The 15704-nt window shown below is 70.9% G+C and carries 16 protein-coding genes; 9 read left to right on the top strand and 7 right to left on the bottom strand.

The genetic code is table 11. The features are described 5' to 3' along the window. Nucleotides 1–14: 14 nt before the first annotated feature. Nucleotides 15–1301: a solute carrier family 23 protein gene (locus tag Q0741_RS22080; protein WP_298235346.1), complete on the bottom strand. Its 1287-nt coding sequence runs from the start codon at nucleotides 1299–1301 to the stop codon at nucleotides 15–17. Between the two features lie 126 nt (nucleotides 1302–1427). Here Q0741_RS22080 and Q0741_RS22085 point away from each other — a divergent pair, with 126 nt between their 5' ends. After that, a complete protein-coding gene (locus Q0741_RS22085; protein WP_298235347.1) occupies nucleotides 1428–2951 on the top strand; it encodes a PAS domain S-box protein in 1524 nt (507 codons plus the stop codon). Between the two features lie 21 nt (nucleotides 2952–2972). Here the strand turns inward: Q0741_RS22085 and trxC are convergent, their stop codons facing one another. Further along, nucleotides 2973–3410: a thioredoxin TrxC gene (trxC, locus tag Q0741_RS22090; protein ID WP_298235348.1), complete on the bottom strand. Its 438-nt coding sequence runs from the start codon at nucleotides 3408–3410 to the stop codon at nucleotides 2973–2975. 108 nt (nucleotides 3411–3518) lie between these two features. Here trxC and Q0741_RS22095 point away from each other — a divergent pair, with 108 nt between their 5' ends. From Q0741_RS22095 to Q0741_RS22110, 4 genes are all read left to right on the top strand, one after another. Next, a complete protein-coding gene (locus Q0741_RS22095; RefSeq protein ID WP_298235349.1) occupies nucleotides 3519–4052 on the top strand; it encodes a sigma-70 family RNA polymerase sigma factor in 534 nt (177 codons plus the stop codon). 23 nt (nucleotides 4053–4075) lie between these two features. After that, nucleotides 4076–4867 carry an anti-sigma factor gene (locus Q0741_RS22100; RefSeq protein WP_298235350.1) on the top strand — a complete coding sequence of 264 codons (792 nt, stop codon included), beginning with the start codon at nucleotides 4076–4078 and terminating at the stop codon, nucleotides 4865–4867. A 41-nt stretch (nucleotides 4868–4908) separates the two neighbouring features. Further along, complete coding sequence (locus tag Q0741_RS22105) at nucleotides 4909–6513, top strand: MFS transporter (protein ID WP_298235351.1); 1605 nt, start codon at nucleotides 4909–4911, stop codon at nucleotides 6511–6513. A gap of 130 nt (nucleotides 6514–6643) precedes the next feature. Beyond that, complete coding sequence (locus tag Q0741_RS22110; RefSeq protein WP_298235352.1) at nucleotides 6644–7579, top strand: M48 family metallopeptidase; 936 nt, start codon at nucleotides 6644–6646, stop codon at nucleotides 7577–7579. 24 nt (nucleotides 7580–7603) lie between these two features. Here Q0741_RS22110 and Q0741_RS22115 read toward each other — a convergent pair whose 3' ends face one another. Beyond that, complete coding sequence (locus Q0741_RS22115; RefSeq protein ID WP_298235353.1) at nucleotides 7604–8242, bottom strand: MBL fold metallo-hydrolase; 639 nt, start codon at nucleotides 8240–8242, stop codon at nucleotides 7604–7606. Between Q0741_RS22115 and Q0741_RS22120 the strand changes: the two genes are divergently transcribed. Together Q0741_RS22120 and Q0741_RS22125 are read left to right on the top strand one after the other, a co-directional pair. Beyond that, nucleotides 8241–9479, top strand: coding sequence for a DUF1615 domain-containing protein (locus tag Q0741_RS22120; RefSeq protein WP_298235354.1), 1239 nt, complete (start codon nucleotides 8241–8243; stop codon nucleotides 9477–9479). The genes Q0741_RS22115 and Q0741_RS22120 overlap by 2 nt on opposite strands. Before the next feature lie 5 nt (nucleotides 9480–9484). Further along, nucleotides 9485–10156, top strand: coding sequence for a dienelactone hydrolase family protein (locus Q0741_RS22125; RefSeq protein ID WP_298235355.1), 672 nt, complete (start codon nucleotides 9485–9487; stop codon nucleotides 10154–10156). Nucleotides 10157–10226: 70 nt separating this feature from the next. On the opposite strand, the gene Q0741_RS22130 is transcribed toward Q0741_RS22125, so the two are convergent. Further along, nucleotides 10227–11027, bottom strand: a complete 801-nt coding sequence (locus Q0741_RS22130) for an exodeoxyribonuclease III (protein WP_298235356.1) — start codon at nucleotides 11025–11027, stop codon at nucleotides 10227–10229. A gap of 18 nt (nucleotides 11028–11045) precedes the next feature. Here Q0741_RS22130 and pyrE point away from each other — a divergent pair, with 18 nt between their 5' ends. Further along, the gene (gene pyrE / locus Q0741_RS22135) at nucleotides 11046–11726 is read left to right on the top strand and encodes an orotate phosphoribosyltransferase (RefSeq protein ID WP_298235357.1); all 681 of its coding nucleotides are present in this window, start codon (nucleotides 11046–11048) and stop codon (nucleotides 11724–11726) included. Between the two features lie 51 nt (nucleotides 11727–11777). Here pyrE and gatB read toward each other — a convergent pair whose 3' ends face one another. Genes gatB through gatC form a run of 3 tightly spaced genes read right to left on the bottom strand, consistent with a single transcriptional unit; the run spans nucleotide 11778 to nucleotide 15027 of the window. After that, entirely contained in the window at nucleotides 11778–13232 is a 1455-nt protein-coding gene (gene gatB, locus Q0741_RS22140; protein WP_298235358.1) for an Asp-tRNA(Asn)/Glu-tRNA(Gln) amidotransferase subunit GatB, read from the bottom strand. An 8-nt stretch (nucleotides 13233–13240) separates the two neighbouring features. Then, nucleotides 13241–14731, bottom strand: a complete 1491-nt coding sequence (gene gatA / locus Q0741_RS22145; protein WP_298235359.1) for an Asp-tRNA(Asn)/Glu-tRNA(Gln) amidotransferase subunit GatA — start codon at nucleotides 14729–14731, stop codon at nucleotides 13241–13243. Next, nucleotides 14728–15027: an Asp-tRNA(Asn)/Glu-tRNA(Gln) amidotransferase subunit GatC gene (gene gatC / locus Q0741_RS22150; RefSeq protein WP_169161160.1), complete on the bottom strand. Its 300-nt coding sequence runs from the start codon at nucleotides 15025–15027 to the stop codon at nucleotides 14728–14730. Before gatC ends, gatA begins: the two co-directional genes overlap by 4 nt. Before the next feature lie 378 nt (nucleotides 15028–15405). Between gatC and Q0741_RS22155 the strand changes: the two genes are divergently transcribed. Further along, on the top strand, nucleotides 15406–15704 hold a 299-nt coding region (locus Q0741_RS22155; RefSeq protein ID WP_298235360.1), incomplete at its 3' end, for a rod shape-determining protein.

Here is a 15704-nt window from a genome sequence, read left to right on the forward strand (position 1 = left end):
CTGCCCTGCTTGCGTCAGCCCCGCTTCCCCCCGCGCAGCAGCGCATGCAGCCCGATGGCCCCGAAGGTGGCGGTCCCGATGCCGCCCAGGGCGAAGTCGCCGAAGCGCAGCGTGAAATCGCCCGTGCCCAGCACCAGTGTGATGGCCGCGACCATGAGGTTGGTGTTGTCGGAGAAGTCCACGCGGTTGGAGACCCAGATGCGCGCGCCGGAGACGGCGATCAGGCCGAAGACCACGATCGAGACGCCGCCCATCACCGCCAGCGGGATGGCCTGGATCAGCGCGCCGAACTTGGGGCTGAAGCCCAGCACCAGCGCCACCAGCGCCGCCACCACGAACATGGCCGTGGAGTAGATGCGCGTGGCGGCCATGACGCCGATGTTCTCGGCGTAGGTGGTCACGCCCGTGCCGCCGATGGCGCCGCTGGCCATGGTGGCCAGGCCGTCGCCGATGAAGGCGCGGCCCATGTAGGGGTTCATGTCGCGCCCGGTCATGGCGCCCACGGCCTTGAGATGGCCCAGGTTCTCCGCCACCAGGATCACCGCCACCGGTGCGATCAGCAGCATGGCGTGGCCGTCGAAGACCGGCGCCGCGAAGCGCGGCAGCCCGAACCACGGCGCCGCGGCCACGGCCGAGAGGTCGATGGGCTTGCCCAGGCCCAGCCCGTTGGTCAGCAGCGCGTACAGCAGCGAGGCGATGAGCAGCCCCACCAGGATCAGCAGCCGCTGCGCCAGCCCGCGGCTGAACACCGCCACCAGCGCCACGCAGACGAAGGTCAGCGCCTGCATCCAGGCGTCGAAGCCCGTGGGCGCCATGTTCTTCACCGGCACCGAGGCCAGGTTCAGCCCGATGACGGCCACCACCGCGCCCGTGACCACCGGCGGCATCAGCGACTCGATCCAGCGCGTGCCGGCGGCCGCCACCAGCAGGCCCAGCAGCACGTACAGCGCGCCGCACGCGATGATCCCGCCCAGCGCCACGGGCAGGTTGGCGTTGGGGCCGCCGGCCTGGTAGCCGGTGGCGGTGATGACCACGCCGATGAAGGCGAAGCTCGACCCGAGGTAGCTGGGCACGCGCCCGCCGGTGAGCACGAAGAAGATCAGCGTGCCCACGCCGCTCATGAGGATGGCGACGTTGGGGTCGAAGCCCATGAGCAGCGGCGCCAGCACCGTGGCGCCGAACATGGCGATGACGTGCTGCACGCCCAGCGCGGCGGTCTGCGGCCAGGACAGGCGCTCATCGGGCGCCACCACGGCACCGGGAGGGGCGTCCACGGGACGCCAGCGGGGGAAAAGGCTCATGAAGGTCGCTCCAGCACTGCGGGCAATTCGGGAAAAAGCGGCGCAGTGTAGAAGGCCCCCGCGTTTGAATGCCCGCGACCGTGCGGCTGCGCTAGATTGGCGCCCTGGAGTGGACCAAGGAGCCACGTGGACTACGCATTACCCCACCGGAGCCTGGAGCAGGTGCTCATCGACGAGGCACCGCAGGCGCTGATCGTGACCTCGCCCGAAGGGGAGGTATGGCTGTGGAACCGCATGGCGCAGCAGACCTTCGGCTACACGGCCGCGGAGGCGCTGGGGCGGCCGCTGGCCGAGTTGCTGGTACCCGCGGACCAGATCGAGGAGCACGCCGCGCTGCAGCAGCGCGCGTTGCGCGAGGGCGAGGCCCAGGCTCGCGCGGCCATGCGCCGCCACCAGGACGGGCGGCTGATGTACGTGGACTTGTTCAAGCGCATGGTGCGCGAGGAGGGCCCTGGGGCCACCGGCGAGGCGCACTGCGTCATCAGCACCTACCGCGACGTCACGGCGCAGAAGGTGGCGCGCGACGCGCAGTGGATCGGCCAGCGCTACCGCAACCTGCTGGAGTCGGTGCCCGACGCCATCGTCATCGTCAACGACAGCGGGCGCATCGTGCTCTTCAACAGCCAGGCCGAGCGGCTGTTCGGGCGCTCGCGCGACCAGGTGCTGGGCTCCTCCATCGAGACGCTGCTGCCCACGCGCTACCGCCACGTGCACATCGGCCACCGCACGCGCTACCACGCGACGCCGCAGATGCGCAGCATGGGCGCGGGGCTGGAGCTCTACGGGCTGCGCGGCGACGGCAACGAGGGCGAGGAGTTCCCGGTGGAGATCAGCCTGAGCCCGCTGGACACCGAGGAAGGCCGCTTCGTGATGAGCGCCATCCGCGACATCACCGAGCGCAAGCGCTTCGAGCGCGAACTGCAGGAGAAGAACGCGGCGCTGCTGGTGGCCAACCAGGCCAAGGACCGTTTCCTGGCCACCATGAGCCACGAGCTGCGCACGCCGCTCAACGCCATCATCGGCTTCACCGGCATCCTGCTCATGCGGCTGAGCGGCGAGCTCACGTCGGAGCAGGAGCGCCAGCTGGGCATCGTCAAGAGCAGCGCCGAGCACCTGCTGTCGCTGATCAACGACCTGCTGGACGTGGCGCGCATCCAGGCCGGCATGGTGCAGCTCAGTCCCGAGCCGGTGGACGTGGGCGCGCTGCTGCGCGAGGTGCATGCCAGCCTGATGCCGCTGGCGCAGGCCAAGTCGCTGGCCTTCGAGCTCGACATGCCCGAAGGCGCGCCGGTGCTGCAGGTGGACCGCCGCGCGCTGCGCCAGATCCTGATCAACCTCAGCAACAACGCTATCAAGTTCACCGAGCACGGCGCGGTGCGGCTGGAGTTGCGGCACGAGGGCCGGGACACGCTGGTGAGGGTCCGCGACACGGGCGTGGGCATCAGCGAGGCGGACCAGAAGAAGCTCTTCGGCGCCTTCACGCAGGTGGGCGATCCGCGCCGCCGCCCCGAAGGCACCGGCATGGGACTGCACCTGAGCGCCCGGCTGGCGGAGCTGCTGGGCGCGCGCATCGAGGTGGAAAGCCACGTGGGCGAGGGCAGCTGCTTCACGCTGCGGTTTGGGGCGCAGGCGGGGGCCGTGGCGGCTTGAGAGGCCGCGGGGGCGCTCCGCTCAGACGCCCGCCCACCGCACGATCTGCGCCGCCGGCATTGCGCCGCTGATGCGCGCCACCTCGCGGCCCTGCTGCAGCTTCAGCAGCGTGGGGATGCTGCGCACCTGGAAGCGCGCGGCGGTGTGCGGGTTGGCGTCGGTGTCCACCTTGACCAGCAGCGCGCGGCCCTTGAGCTCGCGCGCGGCCTGCTCGAAGGCGGGCGCCATGCTGCGGCAGGGGCCGCACCAGGGCGCCCACAGGTCCACGATCACCGGCAGCTCGGTGCGCGCGGTCACGCGCTCGAAGTCGGCATCGGTGAGCGCCAGCGGCCGGCCGTCGAGCAGGGGCTGTCCGCAGCGGCCGCACACCGGGTCCTCACCCAGCCGGGCGCTGGGGATGCGGTTGAGCGCCGCGCAGTGCGGACAAGCGACATGGGTGGGAGTAGAGGCAGCGTCCATGCCCCGATGGTGGTGGCAAGCGCGCTGCCCACAAGGGCGCCACTGCCTCACGCGAGACAGGGCACCGCGTGGGAATAATGGGGCGACACCACTCGTACACCCTCGCCAGTGGATGCTCCGGACAACTTCAAGCGGCTGCTGCTAGCGGCCATCCCGCGGCTGCGCCGCTATGCGCGCTCGCTGGTGTTCGACGGCCCACGCGCCGATGACCTGGTGCAGAGCACGCTGGAGCGGGCGCTGACGCGCTGGCAGCAGTTCGACGAGCGGCGCGATCTGCTGCTGTGGCTGTTGTCCATCGCGCACAACGCGCACCAGGACGGGCTGCGGCGCGACGCGCGGCTGTCGATGCTGGAGCCCGAGCGCATGGAACAGGAGCTGGACCGCCAGGCCGGCGCGGCGCAGCCGCCGGACATCGGGCTGCGGCTGGATCTGTTGGCGGCGTTGCGCACGCTCACGCCGGAGCTGCGCGAGCCCCTGCTGCTGGTGGTGGTGGAGCAGCTGAGCTATGCCGAGGCGGCGCAGGTGCTGCGCATCCCGCCGGGCACCGTGATGTCGCGCATCAGCCGCGCGCGGCTGCTGTTGCGTCGGGTACTGGGCGACGGCAAGCCCCCATCGCGCTCGCACCTGCGGCGCGTGGTTTGAGTGCAGCGAAAAGGCACGAGGGAATGGACGCCGACCGCATCGATGACGGACTGCTCAGTGCGTGGCTGGACGACGAACTCGACCCGGCACAGCGCGCGCACGTGGAGCAATGGCTGCGCGAGCACCCGGAGGATGCCGAGCGCGTGCGCCAGTGGGGGGCCGACCGCGACGCACTGCGTGCGCACTTCGACCCGGTGCTCAACGAGCCGGTGCCGGCCTCGATGCAGCGGCGGCTGCTGACGCGGCCGCTGTCGCAGCGCCCGTGGGCGCGCGCCGCGGCGGTGCTGCTGCTGGTGGGCGGCGGCGCGGTGCTGGGAGCGGGGGCGATGTGGCGCTGGCAGGACCTGCTGCCCGGGCCGCTGGCGCAGTCGCCGCGGCAGTGGGTGCATCGCGCGGCGGTGGCGCACGCGGTGTATGCCCCGGAACAGCGCCACCCGGTGGAAGTGGGCGCCAACGAGGAGCACCTGGTGCGCTGGCTCACCAAGCGCACCGAGTTGCCGGTGAAGCTGTTCGATCTGCAGGCCCAGGGTTTCAACCTGGTGGGCGGGCGGCTGCTGCCTGATGCCTCGGGGCCGAGCGCGCAGCTGATGTACGAGGACGGGGAGAAGCACCGCGTCACGGTGTACCTGCGCAAGCCCGAGGCCGGCACGCCGGCGGCGTTCCGCTTCGAGCACCAGGGCGGGCTCAACCTGTTTTACTGGGTCGAGAGCGGCTGCGGGTACGCGCTGGTGGGCGACCTGCCGCGCGACAAGCTGCTGGCGCTGGCGATGGAGATCCACCGGCAGCAGACGACGCAGGCGGGGACGGGCGGCTGAGCCCGGGCAGGCCGCCCACCCCGCCTGCCTAGAATCCCGTGATGCCTCCTTCCACCGCCGCCGCGGTCGCGGCGCGCACCCCGGCCCAGCGCGCCGCCACCGTCCACCGTTTCCTCGCCGTCACGCTGCTGGGCTTCGCCTCGGGACTGCCGCTGGCGCTCACGGGGCAGGCCATGCAGGCCTGGCTCTCGGCCGAGGGGCTGGACGTGGCCACCATCGGCTTCCTCAGCCTCGTGGGCCTGCCCTACACCTTCAAGTTCCTGTGGGCGCCGCTGATGGACCGCTTCGAGCCGCCCGGGCTGGGCCGGCGCCGCGGTTGGCTGGTGCTCACGCAACTGCTGTTGGCCGGCGCGTTGCTGCTCATGGCGTCCACGCCGCCGGCGGGCGCCACGCGCGCCTTCGCGCTGCTGGCGGTGGCGGTGGCCTTCCTCTCCGCCTCGCAGGACGTGGTGATCGACGCCTACCGCACGGACCTGCTGCCCGCGCGCGAGCGCGGCCTGGGCTCCTCGCTCAACGTCATGGGCTACCGGCTGGCGATGATCCTCTCCGGGGGCGTGGCGCTGATCTGGACCGACCCGGCCCAGGGCGGCGGTTTTACATGGCCGGCCGTGTACCGGCTGATGGCGGTGCTCATGATCGGCGCCGCCGTCGTCTCCGCGCTGCTGCTGCCGCGGCTGCCGCGCGCCACCGCGCCGCGCACGCTGGCGCGCCACGACGTCACCGGCTTCCTGGCCGTGCTGGCGGCCGTGGCCGTGGGCTATCTGCTCAGCGACCGCTTCGCCTTGCCGCTGGCGCAACTGCTGCTGAGTCCGCTGTGGAGCGGCAGCGCCCTGGCGCCGGCGCTGCAAGTGAAATGGACCGAGTTGCTGGCGCTGATGCTGGGCATCGGCTTCACGCTGCCGCTGGCGGCCTGGGCCGCGCGCAAGGCGCAGTTCGAGACGCTGATCCAAGGGCTGCGCAGCTACTTCGGCCAGCCCGGCGCGGGCGCCTTTCTCGCCTTCATCGTCCTCTACAAACTGGGGGACGCCTTCGCCGGCTCGCTGCTGACGCCCTTCCTGCTCAAGGCCATGGCTTTCAGCCCGGCCGAGGTGGGCGTGGTCAACAAGCTCATCGGCTTGTGGCTCACGATCCTGGGCGCGCTGGTGGGCGGGGCGCTGATGTTGAAACTCGGCCTGTGGCGCTCGCTGCTGGTGTTCGGGCTGCTGCAGATGGCGAGCAACCTGGGCTTCTGGTGGCTGGCGGTGTCGGGCAAGGGCGTGATCCCGGGCCTGCTGGTGCCGGCCTTCGACTGGGGTTTCATTCATCTGGCGCAACCCACGCCGGTGGACGGCGGGCTGCTGCTGGTGGTGGCGCTGGAGAACCTCTCCGGCGGCATGGGCACCGCGGCCTTCGTCGCCTTCCTGATGAGCCTGTGCAACCAGCGCTTCACGGCCACGCAGTACGCGCTGCTGAGCGCCTTCGCGGCGGTGGGGCGCGTGTGGGTGGGGCCGCTGGCGGGGGTGCTGGCCGAGTCCATCGGCTGGCCCGATTTCTTCATCGTCTCCACGCTGGCGGCGCTGCCGGCGCTGGCGATGCTGTGGGCGCTGCGCGCCAGCGTGCGCGCGCTGGAGGTGGACCCCGACGCGCCCGCGGCGGCCGACGATTGATGCGGGCCGGCACACTCCACCCTTGCAGGGCACCCATGAAACCCCCAACTCCCGTCAGCCGGGCATGCACCGTGCCCGTTCTGGACCATTTCAACGATCAATACGCCGCCTCGTCCGGCCCCCGCATGCCATGAGCACCGACGCCTTCCGCACCGATGCAGATGTTTCTCCCGCGCCGCTGGCGCACGCCGGCTGCCGCTGCGCGGGCTGCCTCGTGAGCCCGTCGCGACGGCTGTTCACCGGGGCGTTGCTGAGCGGGGCGCTGCTGCCGGCCATGGCGCAGCAGGGCGTGCGCGAGGAGGTGGGCTCGGAGTCCACTTTCTCCAAGCTGGTGCCGGCCGAGGAGGTGGAGGCCGCGGCGGCGCAGCAGTACCGCAAGATGCTGTCCGATGCCTCGCAGCAGCGCGCGCTGGCGCCGGAATCGAACCAGCAGCTGCAGCGGCTGCGCTACATCGCGCAGCGCATCATTCCCTTCGCCGACGACTGGAACCAGCGCGCGCGGCAGTGGAAGTGGGAGGTGAACCTGATCGGCAGCAAGGAGCTCAACGCCTTCTGCATGCCGGGCGGGAAGATCGCGTTCTTCTACGGGATCCTGCAGCAGCTGCAACTCAGCGATGACGAGGTGGCGACCATCATGGGCCACGAGGTGGCGCACGCGCTGCGCGAGCACGCACGCGAGCGCATGGGCAAGTCGGCCGCGACGCAGCTGGGCGCCGGGGCGCTGTCGGCGCTGCTGGGGCTGGGCAACCTGGGCAACCAGGTGCTGGGCATGGGCAGCCAGCTGCTGACGCTCAAGTTCAGCCGCGAGGACGAGTCCGAGGCGGACATCGTGGGCATGGAGCTGGCAGCGCGCGCCGGCTACGACCCGGCCGCCGGCGTGAGCCTGTGGCAGAAGATGATGGCCGCCAGCCAGGGCGAGCCGCTGGCCTTCATGTCCACGCACCCCACCGGCACGACCCGCATCCGCGACATCCAGGCCCGGCTGCCGCGGGTGCAGCCACTGTACGCGCAGGCCCCGAAGCCCACGCGGCAGTTCGGGCCGCCGGCGCGCAGCGCGGGGAAGTGAGCGCGCCGGGCGAAGGCGCGGGGCTCAGGTCCCTCGCACGTACGGATTGAACTTGCGCTCCTCGCCGAAGGTGCTCTCCGGCCCGTGGCCGGGGATGAACACCGTGTCGTCGCCCATGGGCCACAGGCGCTGGGTGATGCTGTCAATCAGCTGGTCGTGGTTGCCCTGCGGGAAGTCGGTGCGGCCGATGCTGCCGGCGAACAGCACGTCGCCCACGAAGCAGCGCTTGATCTCCGGCGCGTGGAACACGACGTGGCCGGGGGTGTGGCCGGGGCAGTGGCGCACGTGGACCTCGCTCTGGCCCAGGGTCAGCGTCTCGCCGTCCTCCAGCCAGCGCGTGGGCGCGAAGGGCTCGGCCGGCGGGAAGCCGAACATGCGGCTCTGCTGCGCCAGGCCGTCGATCCAGAACTGGTCGGCGCGCTGCGGGCCGACGATGGGCAACCGCTCCTCGCGCGCGAGCTGCCCGACGCCGCCGGCGTGGTCGATGTGCGCATGCGTGACCCACAGGGCCACGAGTTTCAAGCCGCGCTCCTGCACCGCGGCGCGCAGCACGCCCAGCTCGCCGCCGGCGTCGATGAGCACGGCTTCCTGGGTCTGGTCGCACCACAGCAGCGAGCAGTTCTGCTGGAACGGGGTGACGGGGATGGTGTGGTAACGAAGCATGGCCGCCATTGTGGCGGGCGCGGCGCGGGCATCGCGCGTGCCGCAAGGAGGAGCGATGGAGCACAGCGCAGCACGAATCCCTGCCATCTGCCCTGAGCGGCCGGCGCCGCGCCGCCCGGGCGCGCGGCTGCGGAGGCTGGGCCTGGCGCTGCTGCTGGCCGGCTGCGCCGCCGACGAGCCCCAGCGCGACGCCTGGCCACGCCCGCAGGACAGCCGCGCGCTGCTGCTGCAGCTGCTACCCACCAACCTCTCCGACCGCGCCGGCTGGGCCACCGACATCTATGCCGCCTTCTCGGCGCTGCAGATCCCGCCCACGGCTTCCAATTTCTGCGCCGCGCTGGGCGTGATCGAGCAGGAATCGAGCTTCCAGGCCGACCCGGCCGTGCCCAACCTGGGCGCGATCGCGCGCAAGGAGATCGACGAGCGCGCCGGGCGCGTGGGCGTGCCTTCGCTGCTGGTGTCGGCGGCGCTGCAGATCCCGTCCTCGGACGGGCGCAGCTACGCCGAGCGCATCGACAAGGCGCGCACAGAGCGCCAGCTCAGCGAGACCTTCGAGGACCTGATCGAGCGCGTGCCGCTGGGCCAGCGCCTGTTCGGCAAGCTCAACCCGGTGCGCACCGGCGGGCCGATGCAGGTGAGCGTGGCCTGGGCCGAGGCCAACACGCAGCGCTACCCGTACCCGCTGGACGGCGGCGTGCGCCAGGCGGTGTTCACGCGCCGCGGCGGGCTGTTCTTCGGCATCGCGCACCTGCTGGACTACCCCGCGCCCTACGACCGGCCGCTCTACCGCTTCGCCGACTTCAACGCCGGGCGCTGGGCCAGCCGCAACGCCGCCTTCCAGCAGGCGCTCAGCCGCGCCTCGGGCATCCCGCTCGACACCGATGGCGACCTGCTGCGCGGCGACGGCCAGCGCGGCGCGACCGAAGCCGCCGCGCTGTTGATGGCGCCGCGGCTGGGCCTGTCGGAATCCGAGGCGCGCCGCGCGCTGGAGCAGGGCAACGAGCCCGGCTTCGAGCGCAGCGCGCTGTACCGCAAGGTGTTCGAGCGGGCCGAGCGCAACGAGGGCCGCGCGCTGCCGCGCGCCGTGCTGCCGGACATCGCGCTGTCCGGTCCCAAGATCAGCCGCCCGCTGAGCACCAAGTGGTTCGCCGAGCGCGTGCAGCAGCGCTGGCAGCGCTGCATGGCGCGCGCGCCGGCGGGCGCTTCCGCTTCCCGAACCTCATCCCCGGAGCCGTGACGACCATGCCCGAACCGACCCTGCAGACCATCGAAGTGGAAACCGGCGCCCAGCCCGGCGCGAGCCTGATCCTGCTGCACGGCCTGGGCGCCGACGGGCACGACTTCGAGCCGCTGGCGCAGCAGATGGACCTCTCGGCGCTGGGCGCCGTGCGCTGGATCTTTCCGCACGCGCCGGTGCGGCCGGTGACCATCAACGGCGGCTACCGCATGCGCGCCTGGTACGACCTGCTGGGCACGGAAATGATGCGCCGCGAGGACGAGCCGGGGCTGCGCGCCTCGCTGGCGCAGGTGCTGGCGCTGGTGGCCCGCGAGCGCGCGCGGGGCGTGCCGGCGCGGCGCATCGTGCTGGCGGGCTTCTCACAGGGCTGCGCGATGGCGCTGCTGTCCGCCCTGCGCTGCGAGGAGCGGCTGGCCGGCGTGGCCGGCCTCTCGGGCTACCTGCCGCTGGCGAGCCTCACGGCCGCCGAGCGCCACGGCGCCAACGAGGACCTACCGGTGTTCCTGGCCCACGGCCAGATGGACCCGGTGGTGCCCATGGCCGCCGGCATCGCCTCGCGCGACCTGCTGCGCGCGCTGGGGCACGAGGTGGAGTGGCACGAGTACCCGATCGAGCACACGGTGAGCGTGGAGGAGCTCGAAGCCTTGCGGCAGTGGATGCTGAAGGTGCTGGCCTGAACTGAAGCGCGCCGCCGGGCCGGCGTGAAATGTTCTCGGGGATGCCTGCGCAGGCAGGCCCCATCCGGCGTCACAGCGACGTCGCGTAGTCGATGGTGAGCGGTGCGTGGTCCGAGAACCGCGACGTCTTGTGGATGGAGGCCGCGTGCGCGCTGTGCGCGATCTCCGGCGTCGCCACCTGGTAGTCCAGCCGCCAGCCCACGTTCTTGGCCCAGGCCTGGCCGCGGTTGCTCCACCACGTGTAGCAGTCCTCGGTGGCCTCGGGGTGCAGGCGGCGGTAGACGTCCACCAGCCCCAGCTCCTCGCTCACCATGCGCGAGAACCACGCGCGCTCCTCGGGCAGGAAACCGCTGTTCTTCTGGTTGCCGCGCCAGTTCTTGAGGTCGATGGCCTGGTGCGCGATGTTGAAGTCGCCCATCAGGATGAACTCGCGCCCTGAGGCGCGCAGCGCGGCCATGTGGTGCCAGAAGCGATCCAGGAAGCGGAACTTGGCCGCCTGCCGCTCCTCGCCACTGGAGCCGCTGGGGAAGTAGGCGCTGATCACGCTGAACTTGCGCGCGCTGGTGTCGAAGCGCAGTTCGACGTAGCGACCCTCGGGGTCGAACTCGTCGCAGCCGAAGCCGGCGATCACGGCCGATGGGGCGCGCTTCGTGTAGAGCCCCACGCCCGAATAGCCCTTCTTCTGCGCGTAGTGGAAATGGCCTTCGAGCCCGGCGACGCGCTTGAAGCGTTCCGCCACGTCGGCCTCCTGGGCGCGCACTTCCTGCACCCCCATAAAATCCGCGCCGGCCGCTTCGGCCCATGCCTCGAACCCCTTGGTCGCCGCGGAGCGGATCCCATTGAGGTTGAGCGTCACCATCCTCAAACCCATCGCAGTACACCCATTCCTATGAGCACGAACACCTCCCCCAAACCCTCGCTGGCCGAGGACTTCGTGAAGTTCTCGGTCGAGGTCGGCGTGCTGCGCTTCGGGGAGTTCAAGACCAAGGCCGGGCGTCTGTCACCGTACTTCTTCAACGCCGGCCTCTTCGACGACGGCGCCAAGCTGGGCCGCCTGGCGGAATTCTATGCACGCCGCCTGGTGGACTCCGGGCTGCAGTTCGACATGCTCTTCGGCCCGGCCTACAAGGGCATCACGCTGGCCGCGGCCGTGTCGGTGGAACTGGCCCGCCTGGGCCACAACAAGCCCTACGCCTACAACCGCAAGGAAGCCAAGGACCACGGCGAGGGCGGCACCCTGGTGGGCGCGCCGGTGCGCGGGCGCGTGCTGATCATCGACGACGTGATCTCCGCCGGCACCTCGGTGCGCGAGTCCATCGCCATGATCCGCGCCGCCGGCGCCGAGCCCTGCGGCGTGGCCATCGCGCTGGACCGCCAGGAAAAGGCCACCGAGAACGGCGCCGACGTGGAGTGGTCCGCCGTGCAGTACGTGCGCGACAAGCTGGGGCTGGAGGTCATCGCTATCGCCTCGCTGAGCGACCTGATGGCCTTCCTGGACCACGCCGCCGATCCGGCCCTGGCGCAGTTCAAGGCGCCGGTGGCGGCGTACCGGGCGCGGTACGGGGTGTAAACAAGAACGGCCCGCGACGAGCGGGCCGTTTTCATCGCAGGGGAGGGCGAATCACCCCTGCAGCTTCTTCTTCAGCAGCTCCCCGGCAAGCGCCGGGTTCGCCTTGCCCTTGCTGGCCTTCATCACCTGGCCGACCAGGGCGTTGAACGCCTTGTCCTTGCCCGCGCGGAACTCGGCCACCGACTTCTCGTTGGCCGCCAGCACCTGCTCGACGATGGCCTCCAGCGCGCCGGTGTCGCTCATCTGCTTCAGGCCTTTAACGTCGATCAGCGCGTCGACGTCGCTGCCTTCGCCCGACCACAGCGCGTCGAAGACCTGGCGCGCGCCGTTGTTGGAAATGGTGCCGTCGCTGATGCGCGTGATGAGCTGGCCCAGCGTCTGCGGCGCCACCGGCACGGCCTCGATGGAGCTGCCATCCGCATTGAGCCGCTTGGAGATCTCGCCCATCAGCCAGTTGGCGACCAGCTTGGGCTGCTTGCACGCATCCCGCGCCGCCTCGTAGTAGCGGGCGAAGGCCAGGCTCTGCGTGACCATGCCGGCGTCATAGGCGGGCAGGCCGTCCTGCTGCTGGAAACGCGCCGCCATGGCCTGCGGCAGCTCGGGCATCTCGGCCTTCACGCGCTCCACCCAGGCCGGCTCGATCACCAGCGGCGGCAGGTCGGGGTCCGGGAAGTAGCGGTAGTCGTGCGCGTCTTCCTTGCTGCGCATGGCGCGCGTCTCGCCGCTGTCCGGGTCGAACAGCACCGTGGCCTGCTCGATGGACAAGCCGTCCTCGATCTGCTCGATCTGCCACTGCACCTCGTAGTCGATGGCCTGCTGCAGGAAGCGGAAGCTGTTGAGGTTCTTGATCTCGCGCCGCGTGCCGAAGGGCTCGCCCGGCTTGCGCACAGAGACGTTGGCGTCGCAACGGAAGGAGCCTTCCTGCATGTTGCCGTCGCAGATGCCCAGCCACACCACCAGCGCGTGCAGCGCGCGGGCGTAGCCCACGGCCTCCAGGCTGGAGCGCATCTCGGGCTCGGAGACGATCTCCAGCAGCGGCGTGCCGGCGCGGTTGAGGTCGATGCCGGTGAGGCCGTGGTAGTCCTCGTGCAGGCTCTTGCCCGCGTCCTCTTCCAGGTGTGCGCGCGTCAGGTTCACGCGCTTCTTCTGCTCGCCGACCAGGAACTCGATCACGCCGCCCTGCACGACGGGGATCTCGTACTGGCTGATCTGGTAGCCCTTGGGCAGGTCCGGATAGAAGTAGTTCTTGCGGGCGAAGATCGACTGGCGCGCAACCTTCGCGCCCACGGCCAGGCCGAAGCGGATGGCGCGCTCGACCGCGCCGCGGTTGGGCACCGGCAGCGTGCCGGGCAGCGCCAGGTCCACGGCGCTGGCCTGCGTGTTGGGCGCGGCGCCGAAGGCGGTGGAGGCGCCGCTGAAGATCTTGCTGGCGGTCGAGAGCTGGGCGTGCGTCTCCAGGCCGATGACGACCTCGTAGCCGCGAATGAGTTGGGGCGTCGTGCTCATGGATGTCTTCAGAAGCCGGCGGGCGCGCGCAGGTGGTGGTCGGTGGCCTGCTGGAAGGCGTGGGCGGTGTGCAGCAGCTGGCCTTCGGCGAAGTAGTTGCCGATGAGCTGCAAGCCCACGGGCATCTGTGCTTCGCCGAACCCGGCCGGGATGCTCATGCCCGGCAGGCCGGCCAGGCTGGCGGGCAAGGTGAAGATGTCGGCCAAGTAGGCGGCCACCGGGTCGTCGCTCTTGGCGCCGAGCTGCCACGCCACGCTGGGCGCCACCGGCCCGGCGATCACGTCGCAGTCGTTGAAGCACCGTTGAAAATCGTCGGCGATCATGCGGCGCAGCTTCTGCGCCTGCAGGTAGTAGGCGTCGTAGTAGCCGTGCGAGAGCACGTAGGTGCCGATCATGATCCGGCGCTTCACCTCGGCGCCGAAACCCTGGGCGCGCGTCTTCTTGTACATGTCCACCAGGTCGCCGTACTTCTCGGCGCGGTGGCCGTAGCGCACGCCGTCGTAGCGCTGCAGGTTCGAGCTCGCCTCGGCCGGGGCGATGATGTAGTACACGGGGATGGACAGCTCCGTGCGCGGCAGGCTCACCTCCACCAGCGTCGCGCCCAGCTTCTCCAATTCGGCCAGGGCACTGCGCACGGCGCCGTTGACGTCGGCCGCCAACGCCTCGGGGAAGAACTCCCTGGGCAGGCCCACGCGCAGGCCCTGCAGCGGCTTGGCCGCCGTGGCGCCTTCGCGCGGTTGCAGCATCTGGGCGTGGAAGTCCTCGGCGGGGCGCTCGGCGCTGGTCGCGTCACGCTCGTCGAAGCCGCTCATGGCGGAGAGCAGCAGCGCGCAGTCCTCGGCCGAGCGGGCCATCGGGCCGGCCTGGTCCAGGCTGGAGGCGAAGGCGATCATCCCGTAGCGCGAGCAACGTCCGTAGGTGGGCTTGATGCCGGTGATGCCGCTGAAGCTCGCGGGCTGGCGGATCGAGCCGCCGGTGTCGGTGCCGGTGGCCGCGGGCAGCAGCCGCGCCGCCACCGCCGCCGCCGAGCCGCCGGAGCTGCCGCCGGGCACGCGCGCGCGGTCCCAGGGGTTGAGCGCCGGGCCCCAGGCCGAGTTCTCGTTGGCCGAGCCCATGGCGAACTCGTCGCAGTTGAGCTTTCCAAGGCTGACCATGCCGGCGGCCGAGAGCCGGGCCACCACGGTGGCGTCGAAGGGGCTCTGATAGCCCTGGAGCATCTTCGAGCCCGCGGTGGTGGGCGCAGCGGCGGTGACGAAGATGTCCTTGTGCGCGATGGGCACGCCGGTCAGCGCGGTAGCGTCGCCAGCGGCGCGGCGCGCGTCGGCGGCCTGCGCAGCGGCCAGGGCGCCCTCGGCGTCCACGTGCACGAAGGCGCCGAGCTGTTGATGGTCCGCAACCCGCGCCAGGAGGTGTTGCGTGAGTTCGACGCTGGAAAAAGCCTTGTCAGCCAGGGCGCGCGACAGTGCGGCCACGCCCAGCTCGTGCAATTGAGAGCTCATTCGATCACCTGGGGCACGAGGAAGAGGCCGTCCTCGACGGCGGGGGCGCTGCGCTGGTTGAGTGCGCGCTGATCCTGTTCGGTCACGCGGTCCTCGCGCAGGCGCAGCTGCACCTCCGACAAGGCCGAGAGCGGCGTGTACAGCGGCTCCACGCCGCTGGTGTCCACCGCGCGCATCTGCTCGACGATGGAGAAGAATCCATTGAGCTGCTGGAGCATCGCGGCCTGTTCCTCGGGCTGCAATTCGAGGCGGGCGAGGTGGGCGATGCGGCTCACGTCCGTGGGGCTGAGGGCCATGGCAATAGTGCTCGGGGTTCGGGCTTTTGCAGGTCCGCCGCGGCGCGGCGACCCGGGGGGATCGGGTATTATCGCCCGTTACCCAGAGCCCACCGGGGCGGCCGGCGCAAGAGCAAAAACCCGGCGCGATCGCTGCAGTTGCGACGCGCAGACAGGTGTTTGCGAGCGCGGGCGGCGCCGGCGGGTTTTTTGTGCAGGACCCTTTCCCCGGTAGCGCAGGAATCCTGGCCATGGAGCCCGCCTGCGCCGCGGCCGCGAGCCGCACAACCCCGCTGCATTGATGTGACGAATTCCGGCGTTCGACTGCCGCAGCCCGGCGCTTTCCAACTCCCCTGACGCCCGCCCGCGCGACCGAACCCAGCAGATCGCTGACCCACCATGTTTGAAACCTTCCGGCGCTACTTCTCGACCGACCTGGCCATCGACCTCGGCACCGCGAACACCCTGATCTACGTGCGCGACAAGGGCATCGTGCTGGACGAGCCCTCCGTGGTCGCCATCCGCCACGAGGGCGGCCCCAACGGCAAGAAGACGATCCAGGCCGTGGGCGCCGAGGCCAAGGCGATGCTGGGCAAGGTGCCGGGCAACATCGACGCCATCCGCCCGATGAAGGACGGCGTGATCGCCGACTTCACCGTCACCGAGCAGATGCTCAAGCAGTTCATCAAGATGGTGCA

The organism is uncultured Azohydromonas sp., assembly GCF_937926365.1.
GTDB lineage: Bacteria > Pseudomonadota > Gammaproteobacteria > Burkholderiales > Burkholderiaceae_C > Azohydromonas.

Bases quoted from the DNA above. Each gene is read 5' to 3' on its own strand.
- Q0741_RS22125 (WP_298235355.1), top strand. From the start codon at position 9,485: ATGCCCGAACCGACCCTGCAGACCATCGAAGTGGAAACCGGCGCCCAG.
- Q0741_RS22130 (WP_298235356.1), bottom strand. From the start codon at position 11,027: ATGGGTTTGAGGATGGTGACGCTCAACCTCAATGGGATCCGCTCCGCG.
- Q0741_RS22100 (WP_298235350.1), top strand. From the start codon at position 4,076: ATGGACGCCGACCGCATCGATGACGGACTGCTCAGTGCGTGGCTGGAC.
- trxC (WP_298235348.1), bottom strand. From the start codon at position 3,410: ATGGACGCTGCCTCTACTCCCACCCATGTCGCTTGTCCGCACTGCGCG.
- gatA (WP_298235359.1), bottom strand. From the start codon at position 14,731: ATGAGCTCTCAATTGCACGAGCTGGGCGTGGCCGCACTGTCGCGCGCC.
- gatC (WP_169161160.1), bottom strand. From the start codon at position 15,027: ATGGCCCTCAGCCCCACGGACGTGAGCCGCATCGCCCACCTCGCCCGC.
- Q0741_RS22115 (WP_298235353.1), bottom strand. From the start codon at position 8,242: ATGCTTCGTTACCACACCATCCCCGTCACCCCGTTCCAGCAGAACTGC.
- Q0741_RS22110 (WP_298235352.1), top strand. From the start codon at position 6,644: ATGAGCACCGACGCCTTCCGCACCGATGCAGATGTTTCTCCCGCGCCG.
- Q0741_RS22120 (WP_298235354.1), top strand. From the start codon at position 8,241: ATGGCCGCCATTGTGGCGGGCGCGGCGCGGGCATCGCGCGTGCCGCAA.
- gatB (WP_298235358.1), bottom strand. From the start codon at position 13,232: ATGAGCACGACGCCCCAACTCATTCGCGGCTACGAGGTCGTCATCGGC.
- Q0741_RS22080 (WP_298235346.1), bottom strand. From the start codon at position 1,301: ATGAGCCTTTTCCCCCGCTGGCGTCCCGTGGACGCCCCTCCCGGTGCC.
- pyrE (WP_298235357.1), top strand. From the start codon at position 11,046: ATGAGCACGAACACCTCCCCCAAACCCTCGCTGGCCGAGGACTTCGTG.
- Q0741_RS22105 (WP_298235351.1), top strand. From the start codon at position 4,909: ATGCCTCCTTCCACCGCCGCCGCGGTCGCGGCGCGCACCCCGGCCCAG.